Origin of the sequence: Plantimonas leprariae (assembly GCF_008802405.1) — a bacterium.
Classification (GTDB): domain Bacteria; phylum Pseudomonadota; class Alphaproteobacteria; order Rhizobiales; family Rhizobiaceae; genus Plantimonas; species Plantimonas leprariae.
In genome coordinates, this window is sequence record NZ_VZDO01000007.1 from 136,589 (window position 1) to 159,720 (window position 23,132).

The 23,132-nt window shown below is 70.3% G+C and carries 27 protein-coding genes; 16 read left to right on the forward strand and 11 right to left on the reverse strand.

Annotated elements, in window-relative coordinates:
- Positions 1-21 precede the first annotated feature (21 nt).
- Positions 22-738, forward strand: a complete 717-nt coding sequence (gene pdeM / locus F6X38_RS10675) for a ligase-associated DNA damage response endonuclease PdeM (RefSeq protein ID WP_150969727.1) — start codon at positions 22-24, stop codon at positions 736-738.
- Here pdeM and F6X38_RS10680 read toward each other — a convergent pair.
- The 4 genes from F6X38_RS10680 to cysQ all read right to left on the reverse strand — a co-directional run bounded on the left by F6X38_RS10680 (position 730) and on the right by cysQ (position 4,864).
- A complete protein-coding gene (locus F6X38_RS10680; RefSeq protein WP_150969729.1) occupies positions 730-1,242 on the reverse strand; it encodes a DUF3429 domain-containing protein in 513 nt (170 codons plus the stop codon). The two genes, pdeM and F6X38_RS10680, sit on opposite strands and share 9 nt — an antisense overlap.
- An 84-nt stretch (positions 1,243-1,326) precedes the next feature.
- Positions 1,327-1,791, reverse strand: coding sequence for a GNAT family N-acetyltransferase (locus tag F6X38_RS10685; RefSeq protein ID WP_150969731.1), 465 nt, complete (start codon positions 1,789-1,791; stop codon positions 1,327-1,329).
- Positions 1,788-3,905 carry a S9 family peptidase gene (locus F6X38_RS10690; protein WP_246191296.1) on the reverse strand — a complete coding sequence of 706 codons (2,118 nt, stop codon included), beginning with the start codon at positions 3,903-3,905 and terminating at the stop codon, positions 1,788-1,790. Before F6X38_RS10690 ends, F6X38_RS10685 begins: the two co-directional genes overlap by 4 nt.
- Before the next feature lie 110 nt (positions 3,906-4,015).
- Positions 4,016-4,864 (reverse strand): 3'(2'),5'-bisphosphate nucleotidase CysQ, encoded by an 849-nt coding sequence (gene cysQ / locus F6X38_RS10695; RefSeq protein ID WP_150969733.1) that lies wholly within the window; start codon positions 4,862-4,864, stop codon positions 4,016-4,018.
- Between the two features lie 81 nt (positions 4,865-4,945).
- Between cysQ and F6X38_RS10700 the strand changes: the two genes are divergently transcribed.
- Together F6X38_RS10700 and F6X38_RS10705 are read left to right on the forward strand one after the other, a co-directional pair.
- Positions 4,946-5,338 (forward strand): DUF423 domain-containing protein, encoded by a 393-nt coding sequence (locus F6X38_RS10700; RefSeq protein ID WP_150969735.1) that lies wholly within the window; start codon positions 4,946-4,948, stop codon positions 5,336-5,338.
- Positions 5,335-6,120 carry an SDR family NAD(P)-dependent oxidoreductase gene (locus F6X38_RS10705; protein WP_150969737.1) on the forward strand — a complete coding sequence of 262 codons (786 nt, stop codon included), beginning with the start codon at positions 5,335-5,337 and terminating at the stop codon, positions 6,118-6,120. The genes F6X38_RS10700 and F6X38_RS10705 overlap by 4 nt, the downstream gene beginning before the upstream one ends.
- A gap of 16 nt (positions 6,121-6,136) precedes the next feature.
- On the opposite strand, the gene F6X38_RS10710 is transcribed toward F6X38_RS10705, so the two are convergent.
- Positions 6,137-6,484, reverse strand: coding sequence for a RidA family protein (locus F6X38_RS10710; RefSeq protein WP_150969739.1), 348 nt, complete (start codon positions 6,482-6,484; stop codon positions 6,137-6,139).
- 118 nt (positions 6,485-6,602) lie between these two features.
- Here F6X38_RS10710 and F6X38_RS10715 point away from each other — a divergent pair, with 118 nt between their 5' ends.
- From F6X38_RS10715 to F6X38_RS10725, 3 genes are all read left to right on the forward strand, one after another.
- Entirely contained in the window at positions 6,603-7,826 is a 1,224-nt protein-coding gene (locus F6X38_RS10715) for an NAD(P)/FAD-dependent oxidoreductase (protein WP_150969741.1), read from the forward strand.
- Positions 7,827-7,836: 10 nt separating this feature from the next.
- Entirely contained in the window at positions 7,837-8,487 is a 651-nt protein-coding gene (locus F6X38_RS10720; protein WP_161992708.1) for a DUF1345 domain-containing protein, read from the forward strand.
- Positions 8,488-8,552: 65 nt separating this feature from the next.
- Positions 8,553-8,741: a hypothetical protein gene (locus tag F6X38_RS10725; RefSeq protein WP_150969745.1), complete on the forward strand. Its 189-nt coding sequence runs from the start codon at positions 8,553-8,555 to the stop codon at positions 8,739-8,741.
- Positions 8,742-8,745: 4 nt separating this feature from the next.
- On the opposite strand, the gene F6X38_RS10730 is transcribed toward F6X38_RS10725, so the two are convergent.
- Complete coding sequence (locus F6X38_RS10730; protein WP_161992709.1) at positions 8,746-8,985, reverse strand: hypothetical protein; 240 nt, start codon at positions 8,983-8,985, stop codon at positions 8,746-8,748.
- A gap of 205 nt (positions 8,986-9,190) precedes the next feature.
- Between F6X38_RS10730 and F6X38_RS10735 the strand changes: the two genes are divergently transcribed.
- The 3 genes from F6X38_RS10735 to F6X38_RS10745 all read left to right on the forward strand — a co-directional run bounded on the left by F6X38_RS10735 (position 9,191) and on the right by F6X38_RS10745 (position 12,562).
- A complete protein-coding gene (locus tag F6X38_RS10735; protein ID WP_150969753.1) occupies positions 9,191-9,574 on the forward strand; it encodes a hypothetical protein in 384 nt (127 codons plus the stop codon).
- Between the two features lie 119 nt (positions 9,575-9,693).
- Complete coding sequence (locus tag F6X38_RS10740) at positions 9,694-11,409, forward strand: HWE histidine kinase domain-containing protein (protein ID WP_150969754.1); 1,716 nt, start codon at positions 9,694-9,696, stop codon at positions 11,407-11,409.
- Between the two features lie 88 nt (positions 11,410-11,497).
- Positions 11,498-12,562 (forward strand): magnesium transporter CorA family protein, encoded by a 1,065-nt coding sequence (locus tag F6X38_RS10745; protein WP_150969756.1) that lies wholly within the window; start codon positions 11,498-11,500, stop codon positions 12,560-12,562.
- 12 nt (positions 12,563-12,574) lie between these two features.
- On the opposite strand, the gene F6X38_RS10750 is transcribed toward F6X38_RS10745, so the two are convergent.
- Entirely contained in the window at positions 12,575-13,573 is a 999-nt protein-coding gene (locus F6X38_RS10750; RefSeq protein ID WP_246191297.1) for an asparaginase, read from the reverse strand.
- A 119-nt stretch (positions 13,574-13,692) separates the two neighbouring features.
- Between F6X38_RS10750 and F6X38_RS10755 the strand changes: the two genes are divergently transcribed.
- Positions 13,693-14,439: a DUF3750 domain-containing protein gene (locus F6X38_RS10755; protein ID WP_150969760.1), complete on the forward strand. Its 747-nt coding sequence runs from the start codon at positions 13,693-13,695 to the stop codon at positions 14,437-14,439.
- Here the strand turns inward: F6X38_RS10755 and F6X38_RS10760 are convergent.
- Positions 14,418-15,554, reverse strand: coding sequence for a DUF2793 domain-containing protein (locus F6X38_RS10760; RefSeq protein WP_161992710.1), 1,137 nt, complete (start codon positions 15,552-15,554; stop codon positions 14,418-14,420). The two genes, F6X38_RS10755 and F6X38_RS10760, sit on opposite strands and share 22 nt — an antisense overlap.
- A gap of 238 nt (positions 15,555-15,792) precedes the next feature.
- Between F6X38_RS10760 and F6X38_RS10765 the strand changes: the two genes are divergently transcribed.
- Positions 15,793-16,062, forward strand: a complete 270-nt coding sequence (locus F6X38_RS10765) for a hypothetical protein (RefSeq protein ID WP_150969764.1) — start codon at positions 15,793-15,795, stop codon at positions 16,060-16,062.
- 77 nt (positions 16,063-16,139) lie between these two features.
- Positions 16,140-16,733, forward strand: a complete 594-nt coding sequence (locus tag F6X38_RS10770) for a hypothetical protein (protein WP_150969766.1) — start codon at positions 16,140-16,142, stop codon at positions 16,731-16,733.
- A 48-nt stretch (positions 16,734-16,781) separates the two neighbouring features.
- On the opposite strand, the gene F6X38_RS10775 is transcribed toward F6X38_RS10770, so the two are convergent.
- Positions 16,782-17,432, reverse strand: coding sequence for a response regulator (locus F6X38_RS10775; protein ID WP_150969768.1), 651 nt, complete (start codon positions 17,430-17,432; stop codon positions 16,782-16,784).
- The gene (locus F6X38_RS10780; RefSeq protein WP_150969770.1) at positions 17,429-18,832 is read right to left on the reverse strand and encodes a sensor histidine kinase; all 1,404 of its coding nucleotides are present in this window, start codon (positions 18,830-18,832) and stop codon (positions 17,429-17,431) included. Before F6X38_RS10780 ends, F6X38_RS10775 begins: the two co-directional genes overlap by 4 nt.
- Before the next feature lie 151 nt (positions 18,833-18,983).
- Here F6X38_RS10780 and F6X38_RS10785 point away from each other — a divergent pair, with 151 nt between their 5' ends.
- The 3 genes from F6X38_RS10785 to F6X38_RS10795 all read left to right on the forward strand — a co-directional run bounded on the left by F6X38_RS10785 (position 18,984) and on the right by F6X38_RS10795 (position 20,726).
- A complete protein-coding gene (locus F6X38_RS10785) occupies positions 18,984-19,382 on the forward strand; it encodes a COG4315 family predicted lipoprotein (RefSeq protein ID WP_150969772.1) in 399 nt (132 codons plus the stop codon).
- A 29-nt stretch (positions 19,383-19,411) separates the two neighbouring features.
- Positions 19,412-19,804, forward strand: a complete 393-nt coding sequence (locus F6X38_RS10790; RefSeq protein ID WP_150969774.1) for a DoxX family protein — start codon at positions 19,412-19,414, stop codon at positions 19,802-19,804.
- A 193-nt stretch (positions 19,805-19,997) separates the two neighbouring features.
- Positions 19,998-20,726 carry a Crp/Fnr family transcriptional regulator gene (locus F6X38_RS10795; RefSeq protein ID WP_150969776.1) on the forward strand — a complete coding sequence of 243 codons (729 nt, stop codon included), beginning with the start codon at positions 19,998-20,000 and terminating at the stop codon, positions 20,724-20,726.
- Positions 20,727-20,729: 3 nt separating this feature from the next.
- On the opposite strand, the gene F6X38_RS10800 is transcribed toward F6X38_RS10795, so the two are convergent.
- Positions 20,730-21,602 (reverse strand): MOSC domain-containing protein, encoded by an 873-nt coding sequence (locus F6X38_RS10800; RefSeq protein ID WP_150969778.1) that lies wholly within the window; start codon positions 21,600-21,602, stop codon positions 20,730-20,732.
- A 186-nt stretch (positions 21,603-21,788) separates the two neighbouring features.
- On the opposite strand from F6X38_RS10800, the gene F6X38_RS10805 reads away from it, so the two are divergent.
- The gene (locus F6X38_RS10805) at positions 21,789-23,060 is read left to right on the forward strand and encodes an FAD-binding oxidoreductase (RefSeq protein ID WP_246191298.1); all 1,272 of its coding nucleotides are present in this window, start codon (positions 21,789-21,791) and stop codon (positions 23,058-23,060) included.
- Positions 23,061-23,132: the final 72 nt, after the last annotated feature.

Below are 23,132 nucleotides of genomic sequence, written 5' to 3' on the forward strand. Positions count from 1 at the left end.
GCATCCGCGAGCACGGCCCGAATGAATGCGATCCTGCGCCGTGCGCGCCAGTCGGAGGCGGAGCCGCATGCGAGCGCGCTGAACGGCGAGGCGGTTCTCTGCGACCCGTCCGGTGTTCTCTATGCGCCGGACCACGCGCTGCTCGTCGTCTCGGACCTCCATCTGGAGAAGGGCGCGGCCTTCGCCCGGCGCGGCATGATGCTGCCGCCCTACGACACGGCCGCGACGCTGGCGCTCTTCACCGCCGCGATCGAGCGCTATGCGCCGGCTCGCGTCGTCTGCCTTGGCGACTCCTTCCACGACCGGCACGGCGCGGCGCTGATGCCGGCGCCCTATCGCGACACCCTGGCGCTTTTGATGCAGGGACGGGAATGGGTCTGGGTGCGCGGAAACCACGATCCCGAGCCGCCCGCCGGTCTCGGCGGCGAGACGGTGGAGGAAGTCCGGATCGGCGGCCTCGTGTTCCGGCACGAGCCGAGCGCCGATTATCGCTTCGGCGAGGTCGCGGGCCACCTGCACCCGATGGCGCGCGTCGCGAAGAACGGCCGCTCCATTCGCGGTGCCTGCTTCGCGAGCGACGGATCGCGCATGATCATGCCGAGCTTCGGCATCACCACCGGCGGCCTCAACGTGCTCGACGCACCCTTCGCCGGCCTGTTCCGGCTGGAGACGGCGAAGGCCTATGTCATCGGCCAGACGCGCATCTACCCGATCGGCTTTTCCTCGCTCTCACGCTGAGGGCGGGACATAGCCGTAGGTGGCGAGAAAGCTCGCGGCCTCGCAGAGCACCACGACCACGGTGAGGACGATCCTGATCTTGCGGAAGTAGAGCGGCAGCGCGCCGCGCTGGATGGCGAAGACGTCCCAGATGCCCTGCAGCAGGAAGGCGATCGCGAAGCCGGCGAAGATCCACGGCGCCGGCACGAACAGGAGGATCCAGCCGAACAAAGCGGGGAGGATCGAGACGATCAGCGTGCCGCGCCCGCTGACCGAGGTCATCAGCGACGAGCCCCAGCGGATGCCGCCGAGGAAGGACAGGATCACGGCGCTGTAGCCGCCGACTGCAGTCACCAGCGCCGAGAAGGCGATGAAGCGGTCGCCGGCGTAGAGAAGCAGCGCCGTCGGAACGACGATCGGCACCAGCCCCAGCAGCCCGAGCACCCAGAGGGTCGGGCGGTGCTTGGAGAAGTCCGGGTTCCAGGTCCGGCCACCCGTCGCCGTCGTGCCTTCCGTGATCGCCATCCGGCCTTCTCCCGCCTCGTGCCTTTCGGGCACTTTGCGCGGGAGACGCGTTCGGCAAGTCCGGCGGCGCAAGGACGCGCCGGCTCAGCGCCCCTTCCAGTGGTAGTACACCGTCGGCTCGCCGGTGCGCGGATGCGTGCCGTAGCGAAGGAAGCTAAGCCCCGCGCGCTCGTAGAAGCGGCAGGCCCGCACGTTCGCCGGGCGGGTGTAGAGCGTAAAGCCGTCCGGCATCGCCTGCTTGGCATGGTCGAGCAGCGCTTGGCCGAGGCCGCCGCCGATCGCGTCCGGGCGGACGAAGAGTTCGGCGAGGATGCATTCGGCCGGTTTCAGCGCGACGAAACCGACGACCGCGCCGTCCTGAACGGCCACCGTCACGGCCCAACCGGCGGCGAGTTCCGCGTCGAGCCGCTGCCGCAACTCCCGCAGCGTCGGCATGGCCGGCGGTCCGACGTCCGGCAGGCTGGCGCTCGCATGCCAGACCGCGGCGATGGCCTCGCGATCCGCCGCGGTCGCGGCGCGCAGGATGCAGCGCCGCGCCGCTTCCTTCACGCCTTCCCCATCGCGTGGAGCGAGAAGGCGTGGATCAGCGCGATCTCCTCCAGCCGGTTGAAGCGGCCGGACGCGCCGGCATGGCCGGCATCCATGTTGGTGCGGAACAGGATGACGTTGCCGTCGGTCTTCCGCTCCCGCAGCTTCGCCACCCACTTCGCCGGCTCCCAGTAGGTGACGCGCGGGTCGGTGAGGCCGGCGAGCACCAGCATCGCCGGATAGCGCTTCGCCTCGACATTGTCGTAGGGACTGTAGGCGGCGATGCGGCGGAAGTCCTCCTCGGAGGCGATCGGATTGCCCCATTCCGGCCATTCCGGCGGCGTCAGCGGCAGGGTATCGTCGAGCATCGTGTTGAGCACGTCGACGAAGGGCACCGCCGCGACGATCGCGCCGAACTTCTCCGGTGCGAGATTGGCGACGGCCCCCATCAGCATGCCGCCGGCCGACCCCCCTTGCGCGACGATCCGGTCGTAGCGCGTGAAGCCCTCGGCGACGAGATGGTCGGCCGCCGCGATGAAGTCCGTGAAGGTGTTGGTCTTGTGCTCGCGCCGGCCCGCCTCGTACCAGCGGAAGCCCTTGTCCTTGCCGCCGCGGATATGCGCTGTCGCATAGACGAAGCCGCGGTCGACGAGGCTGAGGACGTTGGTCGAGAACGAGGCCGGGATCGTGATGCCGTAGGCGCCGTAGCCGTAGAGCATCAGCGGCGCCGAGCCGTCGAGCGGCGTGTCCTTGGCATAGAGCAGCGTCACCGGCACGCTCTCGCCGTCCGCGGCTAGCGCGAGGATGCGGCGCGTGACGTAGGCGTCCGGGTCGTGGCCGGACGGCACTTCCTGCGTCTTCAGGAGCCGGCGCTCGCGCGACTCCAGATCGTAGTCGAAGGTCTGCGTCGGCGTCGTCGGCGAGGAATAGGTGAAGCGGATCGTGTTCGTGTCGAACTCGTAGGTGCCACCGAGACCGAGCGAATAAGCCTCCTCGGCAAAGGCGATCGCGTGCTCCGCGCCGTCCGCGAAGCGCTTCACCACGATGCGCGGCAGGCCGTCGCGACGCTCCAGCCAGACGAGATGCGATTTGAGCGCGAGGTGGTCGAGGATCAGCCGGCCGTCCTCGTGCGGCACGTAATCGGCCCACTCGTCGCGCGAGGACGAGTTCACCGGCGCGGTCGCGATCTTGAAGTCGCGCGCCCCGTCGGCGTTGGTCAAAATGTAGAGGGTGCCGTTCGCCTCGTCGACATCGTACTCGACCGCCGTTTCGCGAGGGGCGAGCAGGCGCGGCTCGGCTGCCGGGTTGGCGAGCGGGATCAGCCATGCTTCGGAGGTCTGGTGATCGTGGACGTGGATCACGGCGTGCTCGCCGGGCTGGGTTTCCGAAACGCCCATGAAGAAGCCGGAATCGGTCTCCTCGTAGATCAGCCGGTCGCCGGCCGGGTCGCTGCCGAGCGCGTGGTAGAACACCCGGCTCGGCCGGTGGTTGGCGTCCATCCGCACGTAGAAGAAGCCGTCCGAGCGCGCGGTCCAGACGACGCTGCCGCTCGTGTCCTCGATGCGGGTTTCGGCGTCCTCGCCGGTCTCCAGTTCGCGCACCGAGATCGCGTAGTATTCCGAGCCCTTGTCGTCGCGCGACCAGGCGATGCGCGCGTGGTCCGGCGAATGCGCCACGTCGCCGAGCGAGAAGTAGGAAACGTCCGCCGCCTCCCGCTCGCCGTCGAGCATCACGGTCGGCTCGCCGCCGTGGCGCGGATAGCGCACGAAGCGCGGATATTCCGCCCCCTGCCGGTAGGAGACGCCGTAGCTCCACTCGCCGTCCGACGCCGGTACGGAGGAGTCGTCCTCCTTGATGCGCCCGCGCATCTCGGCGATCAGCGCCTCGCGAAGCGAGCCCAGCGGCTCGAGGATCGCCGCTTGGTAGGCGTTCTCCGCGTCGAGATGCGACCGGATGGCGGGGTCGAGGACGCGCGGGTCCTTGAACACCTCCTGCCAGTTCGGCGCGCGCAGCCAGGCGTAGTCGTCGGTGCGGCGGATGCCGTGCGTTTCGAGTTCGAGCGGCCGGCGCTCGGCCTCGGGCGCGGTACGCCCGGCGGCGGCAGTGGCGAAGGGGATGGGCTGCTGGTCAGTCAAAAGCTGCGGTCGATCCTGTGGCGGCCGGCGCGACGGCGGCCTCGTTCCAATGTGGACCCCGAATGCCGCATGATGGCGGCGATGTCGATACGATCCGTCGCGGAGTGCCGCTATGCGCGCGACCGCGCGCCGGCCCGCATCTCGCCGGCGGCGGTGGGGTCGGGTCGGCCGCGCGCGATGAAGGAGGGGTTGGCGAAGTCCGCCTCCCCTTCGACGCCGCGCTTCGCATAGACCAGCGGCGAGCCGTCGATGCGGGTGACGCTGCCGCCGGCGGCGGCAAGGATCGCGTGGCCGGCGGCGGTGTCCCATTCCATCGTCCGGCCGAGCTTCGGGTAGATGTCAGCCATCCCTTCCGCGATGCGGCAGAACTTCAGCGACGAGCCGACCGGCACGACCGATTCCAGCGTGTGTCCCGCCAGGAAATCGTCCGTATCGGTCGAGTAGTGCGAGCGGCTGACGACGGCGATGATCGCCTCCGGCTCCGCCCGCGCGGCGATCGGCACGGCTTCGCCGCGCTCGCCCCGGTCGCCGGTGCGCAGCTTGAACGCGCCCGCCGGCGATCCGTAGAACAGTTCGCGGTAGGCGGGCGCGAAGACGACCCCGGCGACGGGCACGCCGTCCTCGACCAACGCGATGTTGACCGTGAAGTCGTAGAGGCCGGCGACGAACTCCTTCGTGCCGTCGAGCGGATCGACCAGGAAGAAGCGCTCGCCGAGCACCGGCGGCACGTGCCCGTCGGCGATCGCCTCCTCCGCCACCACTGGCATGTCCGGAAACCGCTCTCGCAGGGCCCGCTCGATCGCGGTCTCGGCGGCGCGGTCGGCCTCGGTCACCGGCGAGCCGTCGCGCTTCGCTCGCGCGGCGCATTCGCCCTCGAAGAAGGCGAGGACGATCGCGCCCGCGTCCGCCGCGGCGTCGATCATGGTGGCGAGAAAGTCGTCGAGGTTCGGCGCAGTCATGGCAACATAAGAGCGAAGCGTGGGGCACCATGCAAATGCTTTGCTTGTACCCGGCGGCGGATAGCCTCTACAGAAGCGCCGATGGGCTCCGCCGCCACCTTCGCGCTCGTTCTCGCCGCCGGCCTGTCGGGCGCGGCCGGCGTCGCCTTCGCTGCGCTCGCCGCGCACGGGTCGGGTGAGGCGCGGCTGATGGCTTCGGCCGCCGAGATCGCGCTCGTCCACGCCCCTTCGCTGCTGGCGCTGGCGGCCCTGCCGGCCGGCGTGCTGCGCTTCCGGCTCGCGGCCGGCCTGCTGCTGGCAGCCGGAGTCGTCCTGTTCTCGGGCGATCTGGCGTCGCGCTTCTTCAACGGCGGCCGGCTGTTCGTCGATGCCGCGCCGACCGGCGGCAGCCTGCTCATCGTCGGCTGGCTGCTGGTCGCAGCGGGCGCGACGGCCGCACGATTTTACCCACCAGCCGGAAGGACCGGGACATGACGAACGGCTTCGCCCCCGACCTCTTCGCGGACAAGCGCGTCGTCGTGACGGGTGCCGGCCGTGGCATCGGCGCGGCGGTGGCGCGCGCCTTCCTCGCCTGCGGCGCGACCGTCGTCGCCCATGCCGGCCGCACCGACGAATACGTCTCGCGCGACCTGACGCCCGGGCTCGCCTCCGACCGGACGGCGCGCCTGACTATCCTCACCGGCGATCTCGCCCGCCCGGGCAGCGGCCAAAAACTCGCAGCCGACATACTCTCCGGCGGCGAACGGGTCGACGTCCTCGTCAACAACGCCGGGACGATGGTCGGTCGTATCATGGCCGCAGACGTGACCGACGAGGAATACAGCCGCGTCCTCGATCTCGACATCCGCTCCGTTGTGGCGCTGACGACAGCGCTCCTGCCAGCGCTGAAAGTCGCGAAGGACGGCGCGATCGTCAACACCTCGTCCATCTCGGCGCGGGCCGGCGGCAGCGCCGGCTCCTCGCTCTATTCCGGCGCGAAGGGCTTCCTCTCGTCTTGGACGCGCTCGCTGGCGCGCGAGGTCGCGCCCGACGGCATCCGCGTCAATGCCGTATCGCCGGGCACGATCATGACCGACTTTCACCGCCGCTACTCGTCGGAAGAGAAGCTCCGGGCGACGGCCGAGGCGATCCCGCTGAAGCGCCTCGGCACGGCGGAGGACTGCGCCGGCGCCTACCTCTTCCTCGCCTCGAACGCGCTGGCCGCCTACGTCACCGGCCAGGTGATCGAGGTGAACGGCGGCCAGCTCATGCCTTGACCGCCGCGAGAGCGCGTCAGAGCGCGGCGACGACGATCACCTCGACCAAGTATTCCGAGGTCGCAAGGTCGGCCTTGCCCATCGTCGCCCTCGCCGGCGGGTTCGCCGGGTCGATCCAGGCGTCCCAGACGAGGTTCATCGCGCCGAAGTCGGCGATATCCTTCAACCAGATCTGCGCCGAGAGGATCTTCGCCTTCGACGAGCCGGCGGCGGTGAGCAGCCGTTCCACCTCGGCGAGCGCGCTTTCCGTCTGCTCGGTGATGCCGCTGGACGGGTCACCCACCTGCCCCGCGAGATAGACGGTGTCGCCGTGGATCACGGCGCCCGACATGCGCTTTCCGGGTTCGACGCGGCGGATGGTCATGGATGGTCTCTCCGTTGAGTCGAACTCGCGATAACAAAACGCGTCGGCGCTTTGAAGCTTGTCGGCCTCCTCGTCCCGTGCCATCGCTCGCCCCTCCGGCAACGGGAGCGTTGAAGCCATGCGCGTAATCATCGTCGGCGCGGGACAGGCGGGACTCCAGGTCGCGCTCAGCCTGCGCCAAGGCGGGTTCGCGGGCGACATCGCGCTTGTCGGCGACGAGGGACGGCTTCCCTACCAACGCCCGCCCCTGTCGAAGGCCTATCTCAAGGAAGGGTTCGGCTTCGATCGTCTGCTGTTCCGACCGGAAAGTTTCTTCGCCGAGAACTCTATCGAACTCCGGCTGGACGACGCGGCCGTCTGGATCGACCGGGACCGGCGGCATGTCCACGTCGCTTCGGGCGACACTCTCGCCTACGACCGCCTCGTGCTCGCGACCGGCGCGCGCAACCGGGCGCTGCCGATCGATGGCGCGACGCTGCCGAATGTCCTGATGCTGCGCGGCGCGGCCGACGCGGAGCGGTTGCGCGCCGCGATGGAGACGGCCAGGCGGCTGGTGGTGATCGGCGGCGGCTTCATCGGCCTCGAAGTCGCAGCGTCGGCGCGGGCGCGGGGCCTTGCCGTCACCGTGCTGGAAGCCGGGACGCGGCTGATGGCGCGCGTCGTCTCGCCGGCGGCTTCCGCGTTCTTTCTCGACGCGCACCGCGCGATGGGATCGGAGGTCCTGCTCGAACAGAAGGTGCTGCGCATCGCCGGCCCCACGAAAGCCGAAGCGGTCGAGACGGCCGAAGGTCGCCACCCGGCCGACCTCGTGCTCGTCGCGGCGGGCGTCGCGCCGAACGACGGGCTGGCGCGCGATGCCGGGCTCGCCGTCGACGGCGGCATCGAGGTCGACGGGTTCATGACGACGAGCGACCCGTCCATCTTCGCGATCGGCGATTGCGCCGTCTTCGAGAGCCGCCACGCCTCCGCCCCGGTGCGGCTGGAATCCGTGCAGAACGCCGTCGACCAGGCGAAGTGCGTCGCGGCGCGCATTCTCGGACAGGACGTGCCCTACGACAGCGTTCCCTGGTTCTGGAGCGACCAGGGCACGTTCAAGCTGCAGATCGCCGGGATCACCGCCGGCGCGGACCATGTCCACGCGGTCGGCTCGCCCGAAGACGGCCGCTTCGTCGCCTATTGCTTCCGAGGCGACCGCCTGCTCGGCATCGAGACGATCAACCGGCCCGGCGAGCACATGGCCGGGCGCAAGCTGCTGGCCTCGGACTTCCATCTCGCGCGAGCCGACGTCGCGCGCGACGACTTCGACTTCCGGGCGCATGTCGCCCGGCTGGTGGCAACCTGAGGACGCCGGCATGCGGCGGCCCCTCTGGCGCATGATCTGGGCGCGCAAGCGCCTCGCGCTCTCCGCGCTCCTCGGCGCGGTGATATTCGCATTCGCCGGGCGGCTCGCCACCAGCACTCGCGCCCTCATCGGCTGGAACGCCGGAGCCGGGCTCTATCTCGTCTGGTCGTGGTTCGACATGCTGCGCGCCGATGTCGGCGACGTGCGACGACGCGCCGCAGAGCAGGACGAGGCCGAATGGGTGGTGCTCGGCATCTGCGCGCTGGCGACGATCGTCAGCCTCGGCGCGATCGGGTTGGAACTCCACGCCGCCGGCGGTCCCGGGCAGGAGGTCGACGCTTGGCGGCTCGCCCTTGCCGCGACGACGATCGTCGTATCCTGGCTGTTCATCCACACGACGATCACGCTGCACTACGCCCGCCTGTTCTACGGCACGGGCGGCAAGGCGGTGGGCGGGCTCGACTTTCCGAAGACGCCGGCGCCCGACTACGCCGACTTTCTCTACTTTTCCTTCACCATCGGCGCGGCGGCGCAGACGTCCGACGTCGCGGTGACGAGCCGCACCATGCGCCGCGTGGTGCTGGTCCAGACGATCCTCGCCTTCCTGTTCAACACCACCGTCCTGGCGCTCGCGATCAACATCGGCGCGAGCCTGAGTTGAACCGCCGCAGACGGAACGCGAAGCCCGTTCCGATGCTTCTACCGGCGAACCATCGGGAGGCCGGCGTGAGCGATATCGGCAAACAGCGAGACGACGAGGCGGCGGACCCGGCCGTCACCGAAGCGGAGGAAAGCCGCGAAGCGGCGGCGGAGGGCGAGAACGCCCAGGATTTCCGCGCCGAGCGCGAGACCGCCGAAAGCCACACCGCCTTCGGGGACGACAAAGTGACGCCGCGCCTGAACGACGGGCGTTGACCCGCTAGAATTCCTCGACGAGCAGGGCCGTCGGCATGTCGAGCGCACGGCCGATCGCGTCGGCTTCGGAAAGCGTCGGCGAGACGCCCGCCTCGATCATGCAGATGCGGCCCGCCTCCAGTTGCGTGGCTTCCGCGAGTTCCGGGATGGACGTATCGGAGTAGACGCGAAACGCCTTGGCTGCCGGAATTCCGACTTCCATCGCTTCGACGATCGGGCCTGGGATCGAACGCATATCTGTCACCGCATCGCTCCGTTTCGGTGCTGGCTATGAGTTTAGACGCTTTCGAATCGATTGGGTTGCAGACTAGCCGCGTTTTCGCCGTACATCGAGCCCGCTCGTCGGGTCGCGCGAATCGATGCCGCGAAGGTTCCCGGTGGCCGAGCGCGTGTTGTTTCCGTAGATTGCGCGAGCCGATGCGGGCGGACGATTCGAGGACAGCAGCGCCATGCAGGAACTGATCAGCAGGATCGCCGCCGAAACCGGCCTTTCCCCGGAAAAGGCGATGCAGGCGCTCGGCCAGATCCTTCTCTACATCAAGACGGAAGGCACCGATCCGGCGGTGGAGACGATGATCGACGGCACGCCCGGCGCCAACGAGGCGATCATCGAGGCCGGCAACGCCGACGCCGACGCGTCGGGTCTCGGCGGCATGTTCGGCGGCGGGGGCGGCATCATGGCGCTCGGCTCGCGGCTGATGAGCCTCGGCCTCGACATGGACGGGATCCAGGCGGTGGCGCGCGAGCTCGTGTCCCATGCGCGCCGGAACGCCGGCGACGAGACCGTCGACCGCGTGATCCAGACGACGCCAGGCCTGTCGCAGTTCGCCTGATAAAAGCCCCGAACGCTCTGCAGAACCGCCCACGGAGCTTGCCCTCCGCAGCGCGCAACCAATAGTGTCGCGAGCGTCGGGGGCGAAACGAACATGCTGGACGACAAAGGCCGCTTGGCATGTCGGAATCGATCGGAGCCGTGAGGCGGAAAGTGGAAACGGCGCCGGCGGAGCGCACGGCCAGCTCTCAGCGGCCGTCCAGCTTCGCGCGGCTGCGCCGGCGTCCGCCGCTGATCGCGCATCTTTCCGCCTTCGCGCTGATGATCATGATCCCGGCGCTCCTGTTCAGCGCCTTCCTGATCGTACGCTTCTCGCAGCAGCAGGGCGAGATCGCCTCCGCTCAGGTGAAGGACACGGCGGAGATCCTGTCCGACACGATCGACCGCGAGCTTTCCACCATGATCACCATGGCGCGTGTGCTGGCCTCCTCGCCGGCGATCGACGGCGGCGACATGACGGACTTCGTCGAGCGGACCACCTCCGCTCTCGCCATGTCGAACGCCGACGCGCTCCTGATCGACCCGGCGCTGCGCATTGTCGCCGACACGCGCGGCGGCGAGTCCGACCCGGCGGTCACCGGCAAGGATGTCGCGGCGGAGGAAGCGGTGTTCCGCACCCGTGCGCCCTTCGTGTCCGACGTCTTCCGCAGCGGCCAGTCGGGTGATTTCGTGTTCCACGTCGCGGTGCCCGTCACGCGCGGCGACCGGGTGCTCTACGTCCTGTCGCTGACGCGGCCGGCCCGCGACCTCGGCAGCTTCGTCGCCGACCGCAACCTGCCCGACACCTGGTCGGCGGTGGTGACGGACCGGAGCGGCCACCGGGTCGTCGCGGCCCTCGCCACCGGCGGACGGGCGCGGCAGAGCGGCGCCGTCGCCTTCGACAACCCGTCCGCCGACCACGCGCTGGGCGAGATGGCGGCGCAGCCGCTGATCGAGGCGAACTACACTTCCGCGCTGTCCGGCTGGACGACCTCGGTGGCCGTGCCGGACGCGGTGATCGGCCAGCCGATCATGCGGTCGTGGTCGCTGCTCGCCATCGTCTGCCTGGCGCTCATCGCCTTCTCGGTGGCGATGGCGATGTTCTTCGGCCGTCGCCTCCTGCTCGCGCCGATCCACTCGCTCGCGAAGCAGGCCGACGCGATCGGCAAGGGTCGGCCGGCGCACCCGGTCGCCACCCGCATAGCCGAGATCGGCGACGTGTCGCGCGTTCTGGCGCAGGCCTCCCGCGAGCGGCGCGAGGCGGAGGACCAGAGCCGCTTCCTGATGCGCGAGATGACGCATCGCGCCAAGAACCAGTACGCGCTGATCGCCGCGATCGCCCGCCGCGCCGCCAAGGAAAGCGCCAATACGGGCGAGTTCCTCGACACCCTGTCGGAGGCGCTGAGCTCGCTGGCGCGCTCCGCCGACCTCCTCGCCGGCCGCGGCTGGGAAAGCGTCACGATGTCGGACCTCGTCCTCGCGCAGCTGAAGGCCTTCGGCGCCGCCGATGCGGAACAGTTCGAGACTTCGGGTCCCGAGGTGCAGCTCAACCCGACCGCAGCGCAGACGCTCGGCCTCGCGCTGCACGAACTCGCGACGAACGCCGCGAAATACGGCGCCCTGTCCGTTCCGGACGGCTACGTGCGGATCGAATGGTCGCTCGACGATCGCTTCGCGCTGTCCTGGCGCGAGATCGGCGGTCCGCCGGTCAAGGTGCCGAAGCGTTCCGGCTTCGGTTCACTCGTTGTACAGAAGATGACGGCGCGCGGCCTCAACGGCGAGGTCGACATGACCTTCGCGCCGACCGGCGTCGAATGGCGGCTGCGCTGCCCGCCGGAAACCGTCCTCGTCCACTGAAATCCCCGGCTCGCCGGCTTGCAAGGGCCGGGCGAACGGCCCATGACCCGCCGGCGACAGCCGCGCGGGGGCGCTCCGGAGCCGGATCATGATCGAAGCCTATCGTTTCGAGGCTGGGCGGACGCGCGCCTTGAAGGTCGCCGGCACCGACATTCCGCCCGACGCCCTGTGGATCGACCTCCTGAACCCTTCGGACGATGAGGAGGGCGCGGTCGAGCGGCTGTGCGGCATCGACGTGCCGACGCGCGAGGAGATGCGCGAGATCGAGGTTTCCAGCCGGCTCTATTCCGAGGACGGCGCGGACTTCATGACCGCCTCGGTCGTCTACGGGCTCGACGGCGGAACGCCGAGCTTCGCGCCGGTGACCTTCATCCTCGCCGGCGAGCGGCTGGTGACGCTGCGCTACACCGAGCCGCGTTCCTTCGCGATCTTCGCCGCCAAACTGACGCGCGACGCGCAGGAGAACGGCGGCGGCAACGGCAAACGCGCGCCGCTCGCGGCCGACGATCCGGTGGCGCCGGAAGAACCGTCCGGGCACAAGCCGCCGAAGGTGCCGAGCGCGGAAACCGCCTTGATCGGCCTCCTGGAAACGGTGGTCGACCGCGTCGCCGACATGCTGGAATCGATCGCCGCCGATCTCGATCGGATCGCAAACGAAATCTTCGCCGCCTCGCGCGACAAGAAGCCGATCGCGACGCACGAATTCAAGGAGCTTCTGCGCCAGATCGGCGCGGCGGGTGACCTTTCCTCCCGCACGCGCGAAAGCCTCGCGACGCTCGACCGGCTGATGCCCTACCTCCAATACGTGCTCGACGGGCGCAAATGCCCGAAGGATGCGCGCGCCCGTGTGAAGGGTATGATGCGGGACATCCATTCGCTGAACGACTTCGTGTCCTTCCTGTCGAACAAGACGACCTTCCTGCTCGACACCACGGTCGGACTGATCTCGATCGAGCAGAACGCCATCATCAAGATCTTCTCGGTGGCCGCGGTCGGCTTCATGCCGCCGACGCTGGTCGCCTCGATCTACGGCATGAACTTCCAGCACATGCCGGAGCTGAACTGGCGGCTCGGCTACCCGTTCGCGCTCGGCGTGATGGTGCTCTCGGCCGTCCTGCCGCTGGTCTTCTTCCGCTACAAACGCTGGCTGTAGGAGGCTGCGCGATCACGCCACGGCGTGGACGTCGCCGACCTCGATCTTGCGCCAGTTGCGCAGCGTCTCCCGCGAATGCTCGGCGAACCGCTCGGCGAGCGCCGCGTCCCGGTCGCGGAAGATGCGCGACAGCGTCGCGGCGGCGGCGGCTTCCGACGCGCGCCCCGCGCCGTCGTCGATCTTCAGCGCGAAACCGAGTCCGAGTTCCGGCACCGCGCCGCAATAGACGCCCTCGGCCCCTGCCTTGACGAAGACGCGGCCCGGCGCCGCCTCCATCAGCGAAACGTCGGCGCGGCCGGTGCCCGCCATGTACCACGGCTCGGCCATGCAGGCCTCGATCAGCCGGCGTCCGGCCTGCGCACGGCTTCGCTCGACGCCGGTTTCCCCGACGAGCCGCGCGAAGCCGTGCGCCATCGCCCGCACCGGCACGGCGTATGTCGGGATCGAGCAGCCGTCGACGCCGGCCTCGTCCGGATCGAGACGGAGCGCCATCACGTCCTCCATCGTCCGGCGGATGCGGTCCTGCACGACGTGCCGCGGCTGGACATAGCTCTCCGTCGCCTCGCCTTCGTGGACGGCGGTGCAGAGGAAGCCGGAATGCTTGCCCGAGCAGTTGTTGTGGAGCTGCGTCGGCTCGACGCCGTTCCGCGCCATCTGGCGCGCGACCGTGCCGGACGAGGGCCAATGGCAGCCGCATTCGAGGTTCGGCTCGCCGAGGCCGGCGCGGACGAGGATGTCGGCCGCGAGCGCCACGTGCCCTTCCTCGCCGGAATGCGAGGCGCAGGCCAGCGCGAGCTCCCGGTTCCCGAAGCCGAAGCGGTTCGCCGCGCCGGTCTCGACCAGCGGCAGCGCCTGGAACACCTTGATCGCCGAGCGCGGATAGACCGGCGCTTCCGGGTCGCCGCTGCCGAAGACCGTCGCGCCGGATGCATCCACCACCGCCACCGTGCCGCGATGCCGGCTTTCGACCCGGCCACCGCGCGTGACCTCGACCAGAACGGGATTGTCCAACGCTTCGCCCCCGGCGGATGCTGCGATCATGCGACGCGCGGGCGGCCTTCCGCCGGATGCCGCCGCTCGCCATATGTTGCGCGGCTTAGCAGTCCCGCCCTTTCCTCGCCACCCGACAGATGCGGATATTGAAGTTCGTTCTCCTCGCCTTCGTGCTCGTCTATCTCGTGCCGGCGGGCCTCGCCGTCGCCTTCTGGTACGCCGGCAACCACCCTTCGAGCTGGCGCGACGCGGACTGGACCAGCGCGAAGCTCCTGCCGCCGGCGTCGGCCGCGCGCGATGCGGCCGTCTACGTCTTCGCCGCACGCACCGGCGGTCTGAAGGGCGCGGTGTCGGAACATTCCTGGATCGTCGTGAAGGACGAAGGCGCGCCCTCCTACGAGCGCTGGGACAAGGTCGGCTGGGGTTCGCCGATCCGCCGCAACGCCTATCCGCCGGACGGACGCTGGTATTCGAACCCGCCGCGCCTCGTGCTGGAGCGGCACGGCGAGGCGACGAAGGCGATCATCCCGGCGGTGCGGCGGGCGATCGAGACCTATCCCTTCGCCATGCAGGGCGGCTACCACATCTTCCCGGGGCCGAACTCCAACACCTTCGTCGAGCACGTCCTGCGCAACGTCCCCGGCCTGCGGACGACGCTGCCGCCGGCGGCGATCGGGCGGGACTTCCCGTCCGACGGCCGCTTCGCCGAATGGGACGGCGACCGCGGCGACCTCCGCCTGTCGATCCTCGGCTATGCCGGCGTCGCGGCCGGCGCGACGTCGGGCTTCGAGGTCAACATCCTCGGCCTCGTCGCCGGCATCGATCCGCGGCGTCTCGCGGTGAAGGTGCCGGCCTTCGGTACCTACGCGCTGCTGGCGGCCTGAGCCGCCGCCTCCAGCGCCTCGACGCGCTGGCGGGTCTCGCGCAAGGCGGCCCAGAGCAGCGCGACGAGCTGGTCCGGCCGCAGCCAGTGGCGGCTCGTTGGGTCGGCCGGGTCGTCCAGCCCCCAGGCGGCGACGTCGAGTCCTTGGCGGTCCAGCGCGGCGCGAAGGTCCTGCGCGATGAAGCCGGCATGCCGCCGCCGGCCGGGGCGGGCCACCGTGCCACCCTCCGCCGCGTCGCGGCCACCCTCGATCCAGCGGAACGTCACCGCCTCCACCGCATCCACGAGGCGGGCGGCGAGCTCCGGATCGAGCGCCTCGATCTCGGTCTTGTCGCGGCGGTCCGAGGTCTGGATCACGCCGTTCGCCGACCAGATCTGCGACCAGCGCGCTCCGCTGCCGCCGAGCGCGGAGGTGTTGTCGGCCGCCGGCCGGATGGCGGCCGTGCGGGCTTCGGCGGCCAGACTCAATCCGCCGGTCGCGTTGTCGACCCGCAGCGCCTCGCGCCACGTCGCGCCGTCGGCGCTGACCTTCAGGGCGAAGCGGTCGTCGCCGACGGTGCCGAACTCGGCCCGGCCGGAATAGCCGGTCTGGAACAGGAAGGAGGCGGTGCCCGCCGCCGCGGCCTTGTTGAGCTTGACGCGCATGTCGCCGCTGCCGGGCCGGACGTCGTCGTGGCTGAACAGCGCGGCGTCGGACTTCAGGGCGAAGCGGTTCACGGCATCCGCGGCCGCGTTGACGCCGAGGAGCGGCGCGTTCTGGATCGGAACCTTGCCGAGCGCCGGCACCCAGCCGGCGCCGTCGAAGGCGAGAAGCGCGTCCTCGTCCGCGACCCAGGCGAGCCAGCCTTCGCGCGGCGCGAAGAAGGCCCAGGCCCCGTCCTGCCAGGCGGCGATCCGCCCCGCCTGCCCGGCCCAAGCCCCGCTCGCGGCCGCGCCCACGATGAAGCGCGCCCCGTTCGCCGCGTCGGCCGGCGGCGCGACGAGGTCGCGGTCGGCGACGCCGACCTGCACCACGGCGTCGAGCATCCGCAGCGCCTCGTTGTGGGTAAGATGCTTCTGCGCCTGCGAGGGCATGATGTAGGGGAAGGCGAAATTCGGCGTCGCGTCGTCGGGCATCGGAACCTCGTCGGATCGGGAAAGCTGCCGCCGGATGCTACGGCGCACCGCCGGACGGGGGATAAGAGGCCGTCGGAAAAGGCGGTCGACCGGCCGCCCGGTCATGGTCCGGTGCCGGTCGGACCGAGGTCCGGGCTGGAGCCGTAAAGGTCCTGGGCCGCTATCGCGGCGCGGCGGCGGCCGGCATGTTTTCCTCACCGGCCGGGCAGCAGGCCTGCCGGCAACGAGGAGACAGGCCATGATCGACACGACCCGCATCCAGCGCGCCCTCGCCACCGCTTCGCTGGCGCTCGCCTTCACCGCCGCGCCCGTCGCGCTCTACGCCACGAGCGGCCTCACGGGCCTGACGGCCGCCGCGAAGGAAGCCGAGTCCGGCGGCAGGCACGAGGCCGGCGACGACAAGGGCGGCAAGCGGAACGACGACAAGGGCGGCGACAAGCACGGCGGCAAGAAGAACGACGACCATCCGGGCGCGCACGACCAGAACGGCAAGGGCAAGTACAAGTAAGAACCCGCCTTTTCACCAAAGAACGATACGTCGGAGCGGCAGGGCGCCGCTTCGACCGAAGCGCACGAGGATCCCCCATGACCATCCGCATCGCATCCCGAGCCGCGCTTCTGTTCGCGGCGACCATTCTCGCGGCCCAGCCGTTCACTTTCGGCTCCGGGGCGTTTCACGCCGCGGCCGCCTTCGCCAAGGACGGCGGGTCGGGCGGTGGCGGCGGATCGGGAGGCGGTCACGGCGGCGGAAGTGGCGGCAGCGGGGGTGGCGGCGGCAGCCACGGCAGCTCCGGCGGCAGCGGTGGCTCCAGCGGCTCCGGCAGTCACGGAAGCTCGGGCGGTGGCGGCTCGTCGAACGGCGGAAGCTCCGGCAATTCCGGCAGCCACGGCTCGAATCGCGGCGGCGACGACAAGGGCGGTGGTCGGAACGGCGCCGACGACCGGGCGGGCGACGACCGGCGAGCCGGCGAGGCGCGTCGCGGTCTCGAGCACGTTTCGGCCACGACCGGCGCCAGGATCGAGACGGACGGCCGGAACATCGAGATCACGACGCGCGACGGCTTCAAGGAAGAGATCGAGAACGGCCGGTACGAGATGAAGGATCCGCGCGGCCGCACGATCGTGGAGCGCGCCGCGACGGCGGCCGACCGGGCGCGGCTCGCACGCTTCGCGCGCTGACGAGGCCGCGCCGCCGCGAGGACGCTCCGGCGTCCCCGCTTCGCGGCATCAGCCGCTCCGCGGCCGGTCCTTCAGCAGCACCGCCGCTTCCGTGCGATTGCGCACGTTCAGCTTGCCGAGAATACTGGTCATGTGATGCTTGACCGTCTTCTCCTGAAGGTCGAGGCGGAGCCCGACCTCCTTGTTGCTGAGCCCGTCCGCCACGAGGCGCAGGATCTCGTCCTCCCGGTCCGTCAGCCGCGCCAGCGGGTCGTCCCTGACGGCCTGGGGCGCCGGCCGGCGCATCGCGGACAGGATGCGCGCCGCCAGCGTCGGCGGCACGTAGCTTTCGCCGCGCATCACGGCATCCAAGACGTCCACCAGGTTCTCGGAGCCGACCCCCTTCAGGACGTATCCCTTCGCGCCGGCCGCCAGCGCCGCCAGCACGTCGTCGTCGCTCTCCGAAGCGGTCAGCACCACCACACGGACCGTCGGCGCGCTCTCCGCGATACGGCGCACAGCGTCGAGGCCGGAACCCGGCATCGACAGGTCGATCAGCGCCAGGTCGGGTTCCGCTTCCCGCACGCTCGCCACCGCACCGTCGGCATCGGGCACCTGCGCGACGACATCGTAGCGGCCGGTTTCGGCGAGACTGAGCGCGACGCCCGCCCGGAACAACGGATGGTCGTCCGCCAGGACGATGCGTCGAACCTCGCTCATGCGGCCAGCTCCCGAACGTTGGCGATGGTCATGACGAGGCCGGTTCCCTCCGGCCCGGTCTCGACGTCGAGCGTGCCGCCGAGGCTCTCGATCCGGTCGCGCAGGCCCGACAGGCCGAGACCCGGCTCCGCCGCGCCGATGCCCCCGCCCCGGTCGTCCACCCGCACCGTCAGCCGCTCGGCGTCGAGCCGGACCGTGACCGCCTGGCCGGCACCGCCGGCATGGCGGAAGGCGTTGGTCAGCCCCTCCTGGACGAAACGGTAGACGCCGATCTTCTCGGCCGGGCTGAGCGCCACCGGCTGCGCCGGCAGGTCGAGCCGGACATGGGTGCCGGTGCGGCGCTCGTGCGCGAGCGCCGCCGTCTCGACGAGTCCCGCCAGATCGAGCGACTCGATCGTCGGCAGCGCGAGGCCGTGGCAGATGCCGCGGATGTCGGACATCGCCTCGTCGAGGAAGCCGCGGATGGACCTGATCTCCTCCACCTTCGCCGGGTCGCCGGATTGCGCCAGCCCCGGGCTGCCGAGCCGCAGCGAGGCGAGCGCCAGAAGCTGCGCCGGGCCGTCGTGCAGGTCGGCGCTGAGCCGGCGGAGCGTCCGCTCGTTCAGCGCCGCGACGCGGCTCGACGCCTCGCGCACCCGCCGGCCGAGCCGGCGGTTCTCGGCGAGGAGGCGCTGGAGGTCGGCGACGCGGCCTTCGAGGTCGCTCCGCTGGCGGGCGATCGTCGCGCTGCCGCGCATGACGATGCCGAACAGCGCCCCCATCATCGCCAGCGTCACGGCGGCGACGACGAACCAGCTCCTGAGTCGCGCCGCGAACAGGCCGTTCTCCAGGTCGCCAGCATGCTCGTAGAACTCGGCGACGGCGACGATCTCGCCCGACCAGGGCGCGCGGATCGGATTGTAGATCTCCAGGAGCGGCACGTCGGAGCCCCGCTCGGTCGCGTCCTCGTCGTCGTCGAGGTCGTCGAACTCGGCGGCGACGTGGCCCGACCACGCCTTCTTCAGGCTGTCCGTCGGCTGGAAGCGCTTGCCGATCAGCGAGGGATCGCTCGAATAGGTGATCAGTCCGCCGCGGCCCCAGAGCTTGAATGTCTCCAGCCGCGCGCCGAGCGCTCCCTGCGCCAGGGTCTCGTCGAGCGCGCGCCTCGCCCCCTCGGACAGGACGCTCGACCCGTCGATGTCGGCCAGCAGCGGCGCGATGACGCCGTCGACGTAGAGAGCCGTCGCCGTCGCCGTATTCTGCGTCACCCCTTCCTCGATCTGGCGCGTCACCCAGAAGCCGATCACCACCATGCCGACGACGAGCACCGCCGCGCCGGCGAGGAGATACTGCCGCGCGAGGCTGAGGACGCGCCAGCGACGCAGCAGCGCGCGCACCGTCGAAGGGAAGGCGAGAGCCATCCGGCGATCCTATCGCCTTCGGCGGCCGAAGCCCATCGGACCACCGAACGCCGCGCCATCGGACTTTGGTCCGAAGCGGCGTCACATGCGGCCTGCCATGCTCGCGGATGACGGGCAGGTCGGGCTTGCCTTCGCAAGGGGAGAAGACCGCATGCGCACCATCCTTCATCGAACGCTGCTCGCGGGAGGCATCGCGGCGCTTCTGGCCGCGCGGGCCGTCGCCTTCGCGGCGGAGGGCGCTCCCGCCTCGACAGGCGAGACGAAGCTCGGCCCGGCGCTCGTCGACGCCAAGGGCATGACGCTCTACACCTTCGACAAGGACGAGGCCGGCAAGTCCGCCTGTTCGGGCAAGTGCGCGGCCAACTGGCCGCCGCTTGCGGCCGCGGCCGGAGCGAAGGCTGACGGCGAGTGGTCGCTGGTCTCGCGCGATGACGGCGCCATGCAATGGGCCTACAAGGGCAAACCGCTGTATGGCTGGGTCAAGGACTCGCGGCCCGGCGACGTGACCGGTGACGGCGTCAACGACGTTTGGCACATCGCCAAGCCATGAGCGCGCAAACCTTGGAGGGAAGCAATCGCATGAACATCGAAGCCTGGAGCCCCCGCGCCCTCGCAGCGCTCCGGATCGTCTCCGGTCTCTTGTTCATGGAGCACGGAGCCCAGAAGCTGCTCGGCTTCCCGCCCTCGGAGAACCCCGGCCCGCCGTTGTTCTCCCTGTTCGGGCTCGGCGGCGTCCTGGAACTCTTCGGCGGCATCCTGATCGTGCTCGGCCTGTTCACGCGGCCGGTCGCCTTCATCCTGTCCGGCGAGATGGCGGTGGCCTACTGGATGTTCCACGCGCCGGAAAGCGCCTTCCCGATTCTCAACCAGGGCGACGCGGCGATCCTCTTTTGCTTCGTGTTCCTGTATCTGGCGGCCGCCGGCCCGGGAAGCTGGAGCGTCGACGGCAAGCTCACGCCGCGGCGGGACTGAACCGGCCGCCGTATCCACGGGACCAGGCGGTCCCACCTCGAGGTCTTCCCGCCCCGCGGCGCGTCCCGAGACCGAGATCGTTTGACGGCTCAAGAAAGCGGCGCGCCTCACGACATTTGCGCCGTTCCTCTCGCAACCCCGACGCGCTACAGGCGCTTTGAACGTAAAGCGGCGGGGCGAGGCGAACGGCGCGATGGGATCCGACAACGAGGCGCTCGACGTCCTTCTGCGGCGGCTGAGCTCGGCGAGCGAGCTTTCCGATAAGGACCGCGACATCCTGGCAGGCCTCGACTTCGACTATCGCAGCTTTCCCCCGCGCGCCAGGATCGCTGAAATGGGCGACACGCCGACGCTGTGCTTCGTGGTGCTCGACGGCGTGACCTCGCGCTACCAGCTGACGCGCGACGGCGAGTACCAGATCCACGCCATCCAGATCCGCGGTGAACTGCCGGACCTCTGCAGCCTGCATCTCGGCGAGATGGACCACAGCATCCGCACCCTGTCCGAATGCCGGCTGGCCTTCGTCGAGCATGCCAGCCTCTTCGACGCCTGCAACCGCTCCCCGACGATCAACGCCGCCTTCTGGCGCGAGACGCTGATCGACGCCGCGATCTACCGGGCGTCGAACCTGCGGATCGGCAAGCTCTCGGCGGTGGCGCGCCTCGCGCACCTGATCTGCGAGATGACGCTGCGCTTCGATGCGGTCGGCGCGGTGCGGGACGGCCGCTATACGCTCGACATGACGCAGCAGGAGATCGGCGACCTGTTGGCCCTGTCCTTCGTCAGCGTCAACCGGGCGCTGCGCACGCTGCGCGAAGAGGGCCTCGCCGGCATGGAACGCCGTACCGTCGAGATCCTGGACTGGGATCGGCTCGTGGAACGCGGCATGTTCGATCCGGTCTACCTGCACATGAACGCGTAAGGCTCAGGCCGCCTTCGGCCGGCGCAGCGGCCAGCCGCCCTCGCGGCGCTCCAGCACTTCCACCCCGTCGCCGACGGCGATCTCGCCCGGCGCACGCGGCACCGCGTTCCAGCCGAAAAGGACGCCCGGCGCGCGCCGGTCGCCGGACATGCGCAGACGCGTGAGGCTGGCCAGCGGCTCAGGCCCGTCGAAGACGCCGCCCGACTGGTCGACCGTCGTCACCGTGCAGCGCGCGCAGGGCTTCACGAGGTCGAGCACCACGTCGCCGACGCGGATCGTCGCCCAGCCGTCCTCCTCGAAGGCTTCCGTATCCGCGATCACCACGTTCGGCCGGAAACGGTTCATCGGCACCGCCTCCGTGCCGCCCGCCACGATCGTGCGGTTGAGGGCGCGCAGCGACGCCTCCGTCGCGACCAGCACCGGAAAGCCGTCCGCGAAGCCGACCGGCGCGTCGCGGTCCAGCCAGTCGCGCGACACGCCGCGCTGCGCCTGCCCGTCGAAGTGGGCGAGACGCAGCGGCCGGCCGAGCCAGCGCGAGAGCGCCCGGTCGTCCTCCGATCCCGCCGCCGCGGCGTCCACCGCGTCCTTCCAGACGCGGACGGCCAGGCGCTGGTCGCCGTCCGGCACGGGCACGAAGCGCTCGCCGCCGTCCGACGCCACGCTCGCCGGGAAGGACAGGTGCAGCCCGTCCTCGTCCGGCACGGCTTCGAGCAGCGCCAGGGCCGGCAGTTCGCGCTGCGTCACGAAGCGCCCGTCCGGCTCCACCACCATCCAGCGGCGGTCGCCGGTGAGGCCTGCCAGTTCGACCGGCGAGCGGGTCATGGCCACGCCGCGCGCGCCCTTAACCGGATAGACGTTCAAGGCGCTGACCTGCACTGCGCATCCCCTTGGCGGGTTCGGCGCGGGAGGCCGCCGAAACATCCGGCGTTTACCATAGGTCGATCCGGTTCGGCCACGTTGGCGATCCGGGAACCTCTCCGGTGATCATCTCGGTGCATGGACCCGTTCGTTCCACGCACCGACCTCACGTCCTGGGGACGCGTTTTGCGTCCGCGCCAGTTCGTGGCGAGTCCGTCGATCAAGACGGACCTCCCCGACCTCCTGCAACGCTCGAACCGCTTCGAGAACGGTCTCCTCGCGCGCGGGCTCGGCCGCTCCTACGGCGACTCGAACCTCAACGCCGACGGCGCGGTGCTCGATTGCCGCGCCCTCGCCGGCATCACGGCGTTCGACCCTGAAACCGGACTTCTCACCGCCGAAGGGGGCGCGTCGCTCGACGCGATCCTCGCCTTCGCCGTGCCACAGGGCTTCTTCCTGCCGGTGACGCCCGGCACCTGCTTTGCGACGCTCGCCGGCGCCATCGCCAACGACGTCCACGGCAAGAACCATCACGGCGCCGGGACGATCGGGCGATGGATCGAACGGATCCGGCTCCTCCGCACCGACGGCAGTGAACACCGGCTGCCCCCGGCGGAAGTGTCCGGTCTGTTCGCCGCGACAGTCGGCGGCCTCGGCCTCACCGGCGTCATCACCGAGGCGACGATCCGCCTGCGCCGCATCGCAACCTCGGACATGGAGGCGGAGACGGTCCCGTTCCCGGACCTCGACGGCTTCTTCGCGCTGGCCGAGGCAAGTGCCGCAAGCCACGAATACACCGTCGCCTGGATCGACTGTCTCGCCAGCGGGCGCTCGCTCGGGCGCGGCCTGTTCACGCGGGCCAACCACGCCACCGAGGGGCCGCTGGCGGTCCCGGCCCGGCGCGGTCCGGCGGTGCCGATGGACGCCCCAAGCCTCTTCCTCAACCGCTGGACGATCGGCGCGATGAACACGGCCTACTACGCGCTCGGGCGGAGACGAGCCGGGGCGCGGCGCGTGCCCTACGAGCCGTTCTTCTATCCGCTCGACGCGATCCGCGACTGGAACCGGCTCTACGGCCGGCGCGGCATGTACCAATACCAGAGCGTCGTGCCGCCGAGGTTCGCGCGCGAGGCGACGCGCGCGATGCTGGGCGAGATCGCCAAGGCCGGTCAGGGATCGTTCCTCGTGGTGCTGAAGACCTTCGGCGTCCTCGCCTCGCCCGGCCTCCTGTCGTTTCCGGCGGAGGGCACGACGCTGGCGCTCGACTTCCCCAATCGCGGCGCGTCGACGCTGCAACTCCTCGCGCGACTCGACGCGATCGTCCGCGAAGCCGGCGGCCGGCTCTATCCGGCGAAGGACGGCCGCCTGCCCCGCGACCTGTTCGAGGCCGGCTACCCGGCGCTGGAGCGCTTCCGCGCCCACATCGACCCCGGCCTTTCCTCCTCCTTCTGGCGGCGGGTCGGCGAGGACTCTTAAGCTTTCACCACGTTCTCGGCCGCGACGCCGGCCCGCTCGCAGGCATTGCGCGTATCGATCACCAGCTTCGCC

Coding starts and splice junctions, on each gene's coding strand:
- F6X38_RS10700 (WP_150969735.1), top strand. CDS start 4,946: ATGGGCTCCGCCGCCACCTTCGCGCTCGTTCTCGCCGCCGGCCTGTCG.
- F6X38_RS10770 (WP_150969766.1), top strand. CDS start 16,140: ATGACCATCCGCATCGCATCCCGAGCCGCGCTTCTGTTCGCGGCGACC.
- F6X38_RS10765 (WP_150969764.1), top strand. CDS start 15,793: ATGATCGACACGACCCGCATCCAGCGCGCCCTCGCCACCGCTTCGCTG.
- F6X38_RS10780 (WP_150969770.1), bottom strand. CDS start 18,832: ATGGCTCTCGCCTTCCCTTCGACGGTGCGCGCGCTGCTGCGTCGCTGG.
- F6X38_RS10720 (WP_161992708.1), top strand. CDS start 7,837: ATGCGGCGGCCCCTCTGGCGCATGATCTGGGCGCGCAAGCGCCTCGCG.
- F6X38_RS10715 (WP_150969741.1), top strand. CDS start 6,603: ATGCGCGTAATCATCGTCGGCGCGGGACAGGCGGGACTCCAGGTCGCG.
- F6X38_RS10775 (WP_150969768.1), bottom strand. CDS start 17,432: ATGAGCGAGGTTCGACGCATCGTCCTGGCGGACGACCATCCGTTGTTC.
- F6X38_RS10795 (WP_150969776.1), top strand. CDS start 19,998: ATGGGATCCGACAACGAGGCGCTCGACGTCCTTCTGCGGCGGCTGAGC.
- F6X38_RS10680 (WP_150969729.1), bottom strand. CDS start 1,242: ATGGCGATCACGGAAGGCACGACGGCGACGGGTGGCCGGACCTGGAAC.
- F6X38_RS10790 (WP_150969774.1), top strand. CDS start 19,412: ATGAACATCGAAGCCTGGAGCCCCCGCGCCCTCGCAGCGCTCCGGATC.
- F6X38_RS10705 (WP_150969737.1), top strand. CDS start 5,335: ATGACGAACGGCTTCGCCCCCGACCTCTTCGCGGACAAGCGCGTCGTC.
- F6X38_RS10760 (WP_161992710.1), bottom strand. CDS start 15,554: ATGCCCGACGACGCGACGCCGAATTTCGCCTTCCCCTACATCATGCCC.
- cysQ (WP_150969733.1), bottom strand. CDS start 4,864: ATGACTGCGCCGAACCTCGACGACTTTCTCGCCACCATGATCGACGCC.
- F6X38_RS10785 (WP_150969772.1), top strand. CDS start 18,984: ATGCGCACCATCCTTCATCGAACGCTGCTCGCGGGAGGCATCGCGGCG.
- F6X38_RS10755 (WP_150969760.1), top strand. CDS start 13,693: ATGCGGATATTGAAGTTCGTTCTCCTCGCCTTCGTGCTCGTCTATCTC.
- F6X38_RS10710 (WP_150969739.1), bottom strand. CDS start 6,484: ATGACCATCCGCCGCGTCGAACCCGGAAAGCGCATGTCGGGCGCCGTG.
- pdeM (WP_150969727.1), top strand. CDS start 22: ATGAATGCGATCCTGCGCCGTGCGCGCCAGTCGGAGGCGGAGCCGCAT.
- F6X38_RS10740 (WP_150969754.1), top strand. CDS start 9,694: ATGTCGGAATCGATCGGAGCCGTGAGGCGGAAAGTGGAAACGGCGCCG.
- F6X38_RS10735 (WP_150969753.1), top strand. CDS start 9,191: ATGCAGGAACTGATCAGCAGGATCGCCGCCGAAACCGGCCTTTCCCCG.
- F6X38_RS10745 (WP_150969756.1), top strand. CDS start 11,498: ATGATCGAAGCCTATCGTTTCGAGGCTGGGCGGACGCGCGCCTTGAAG.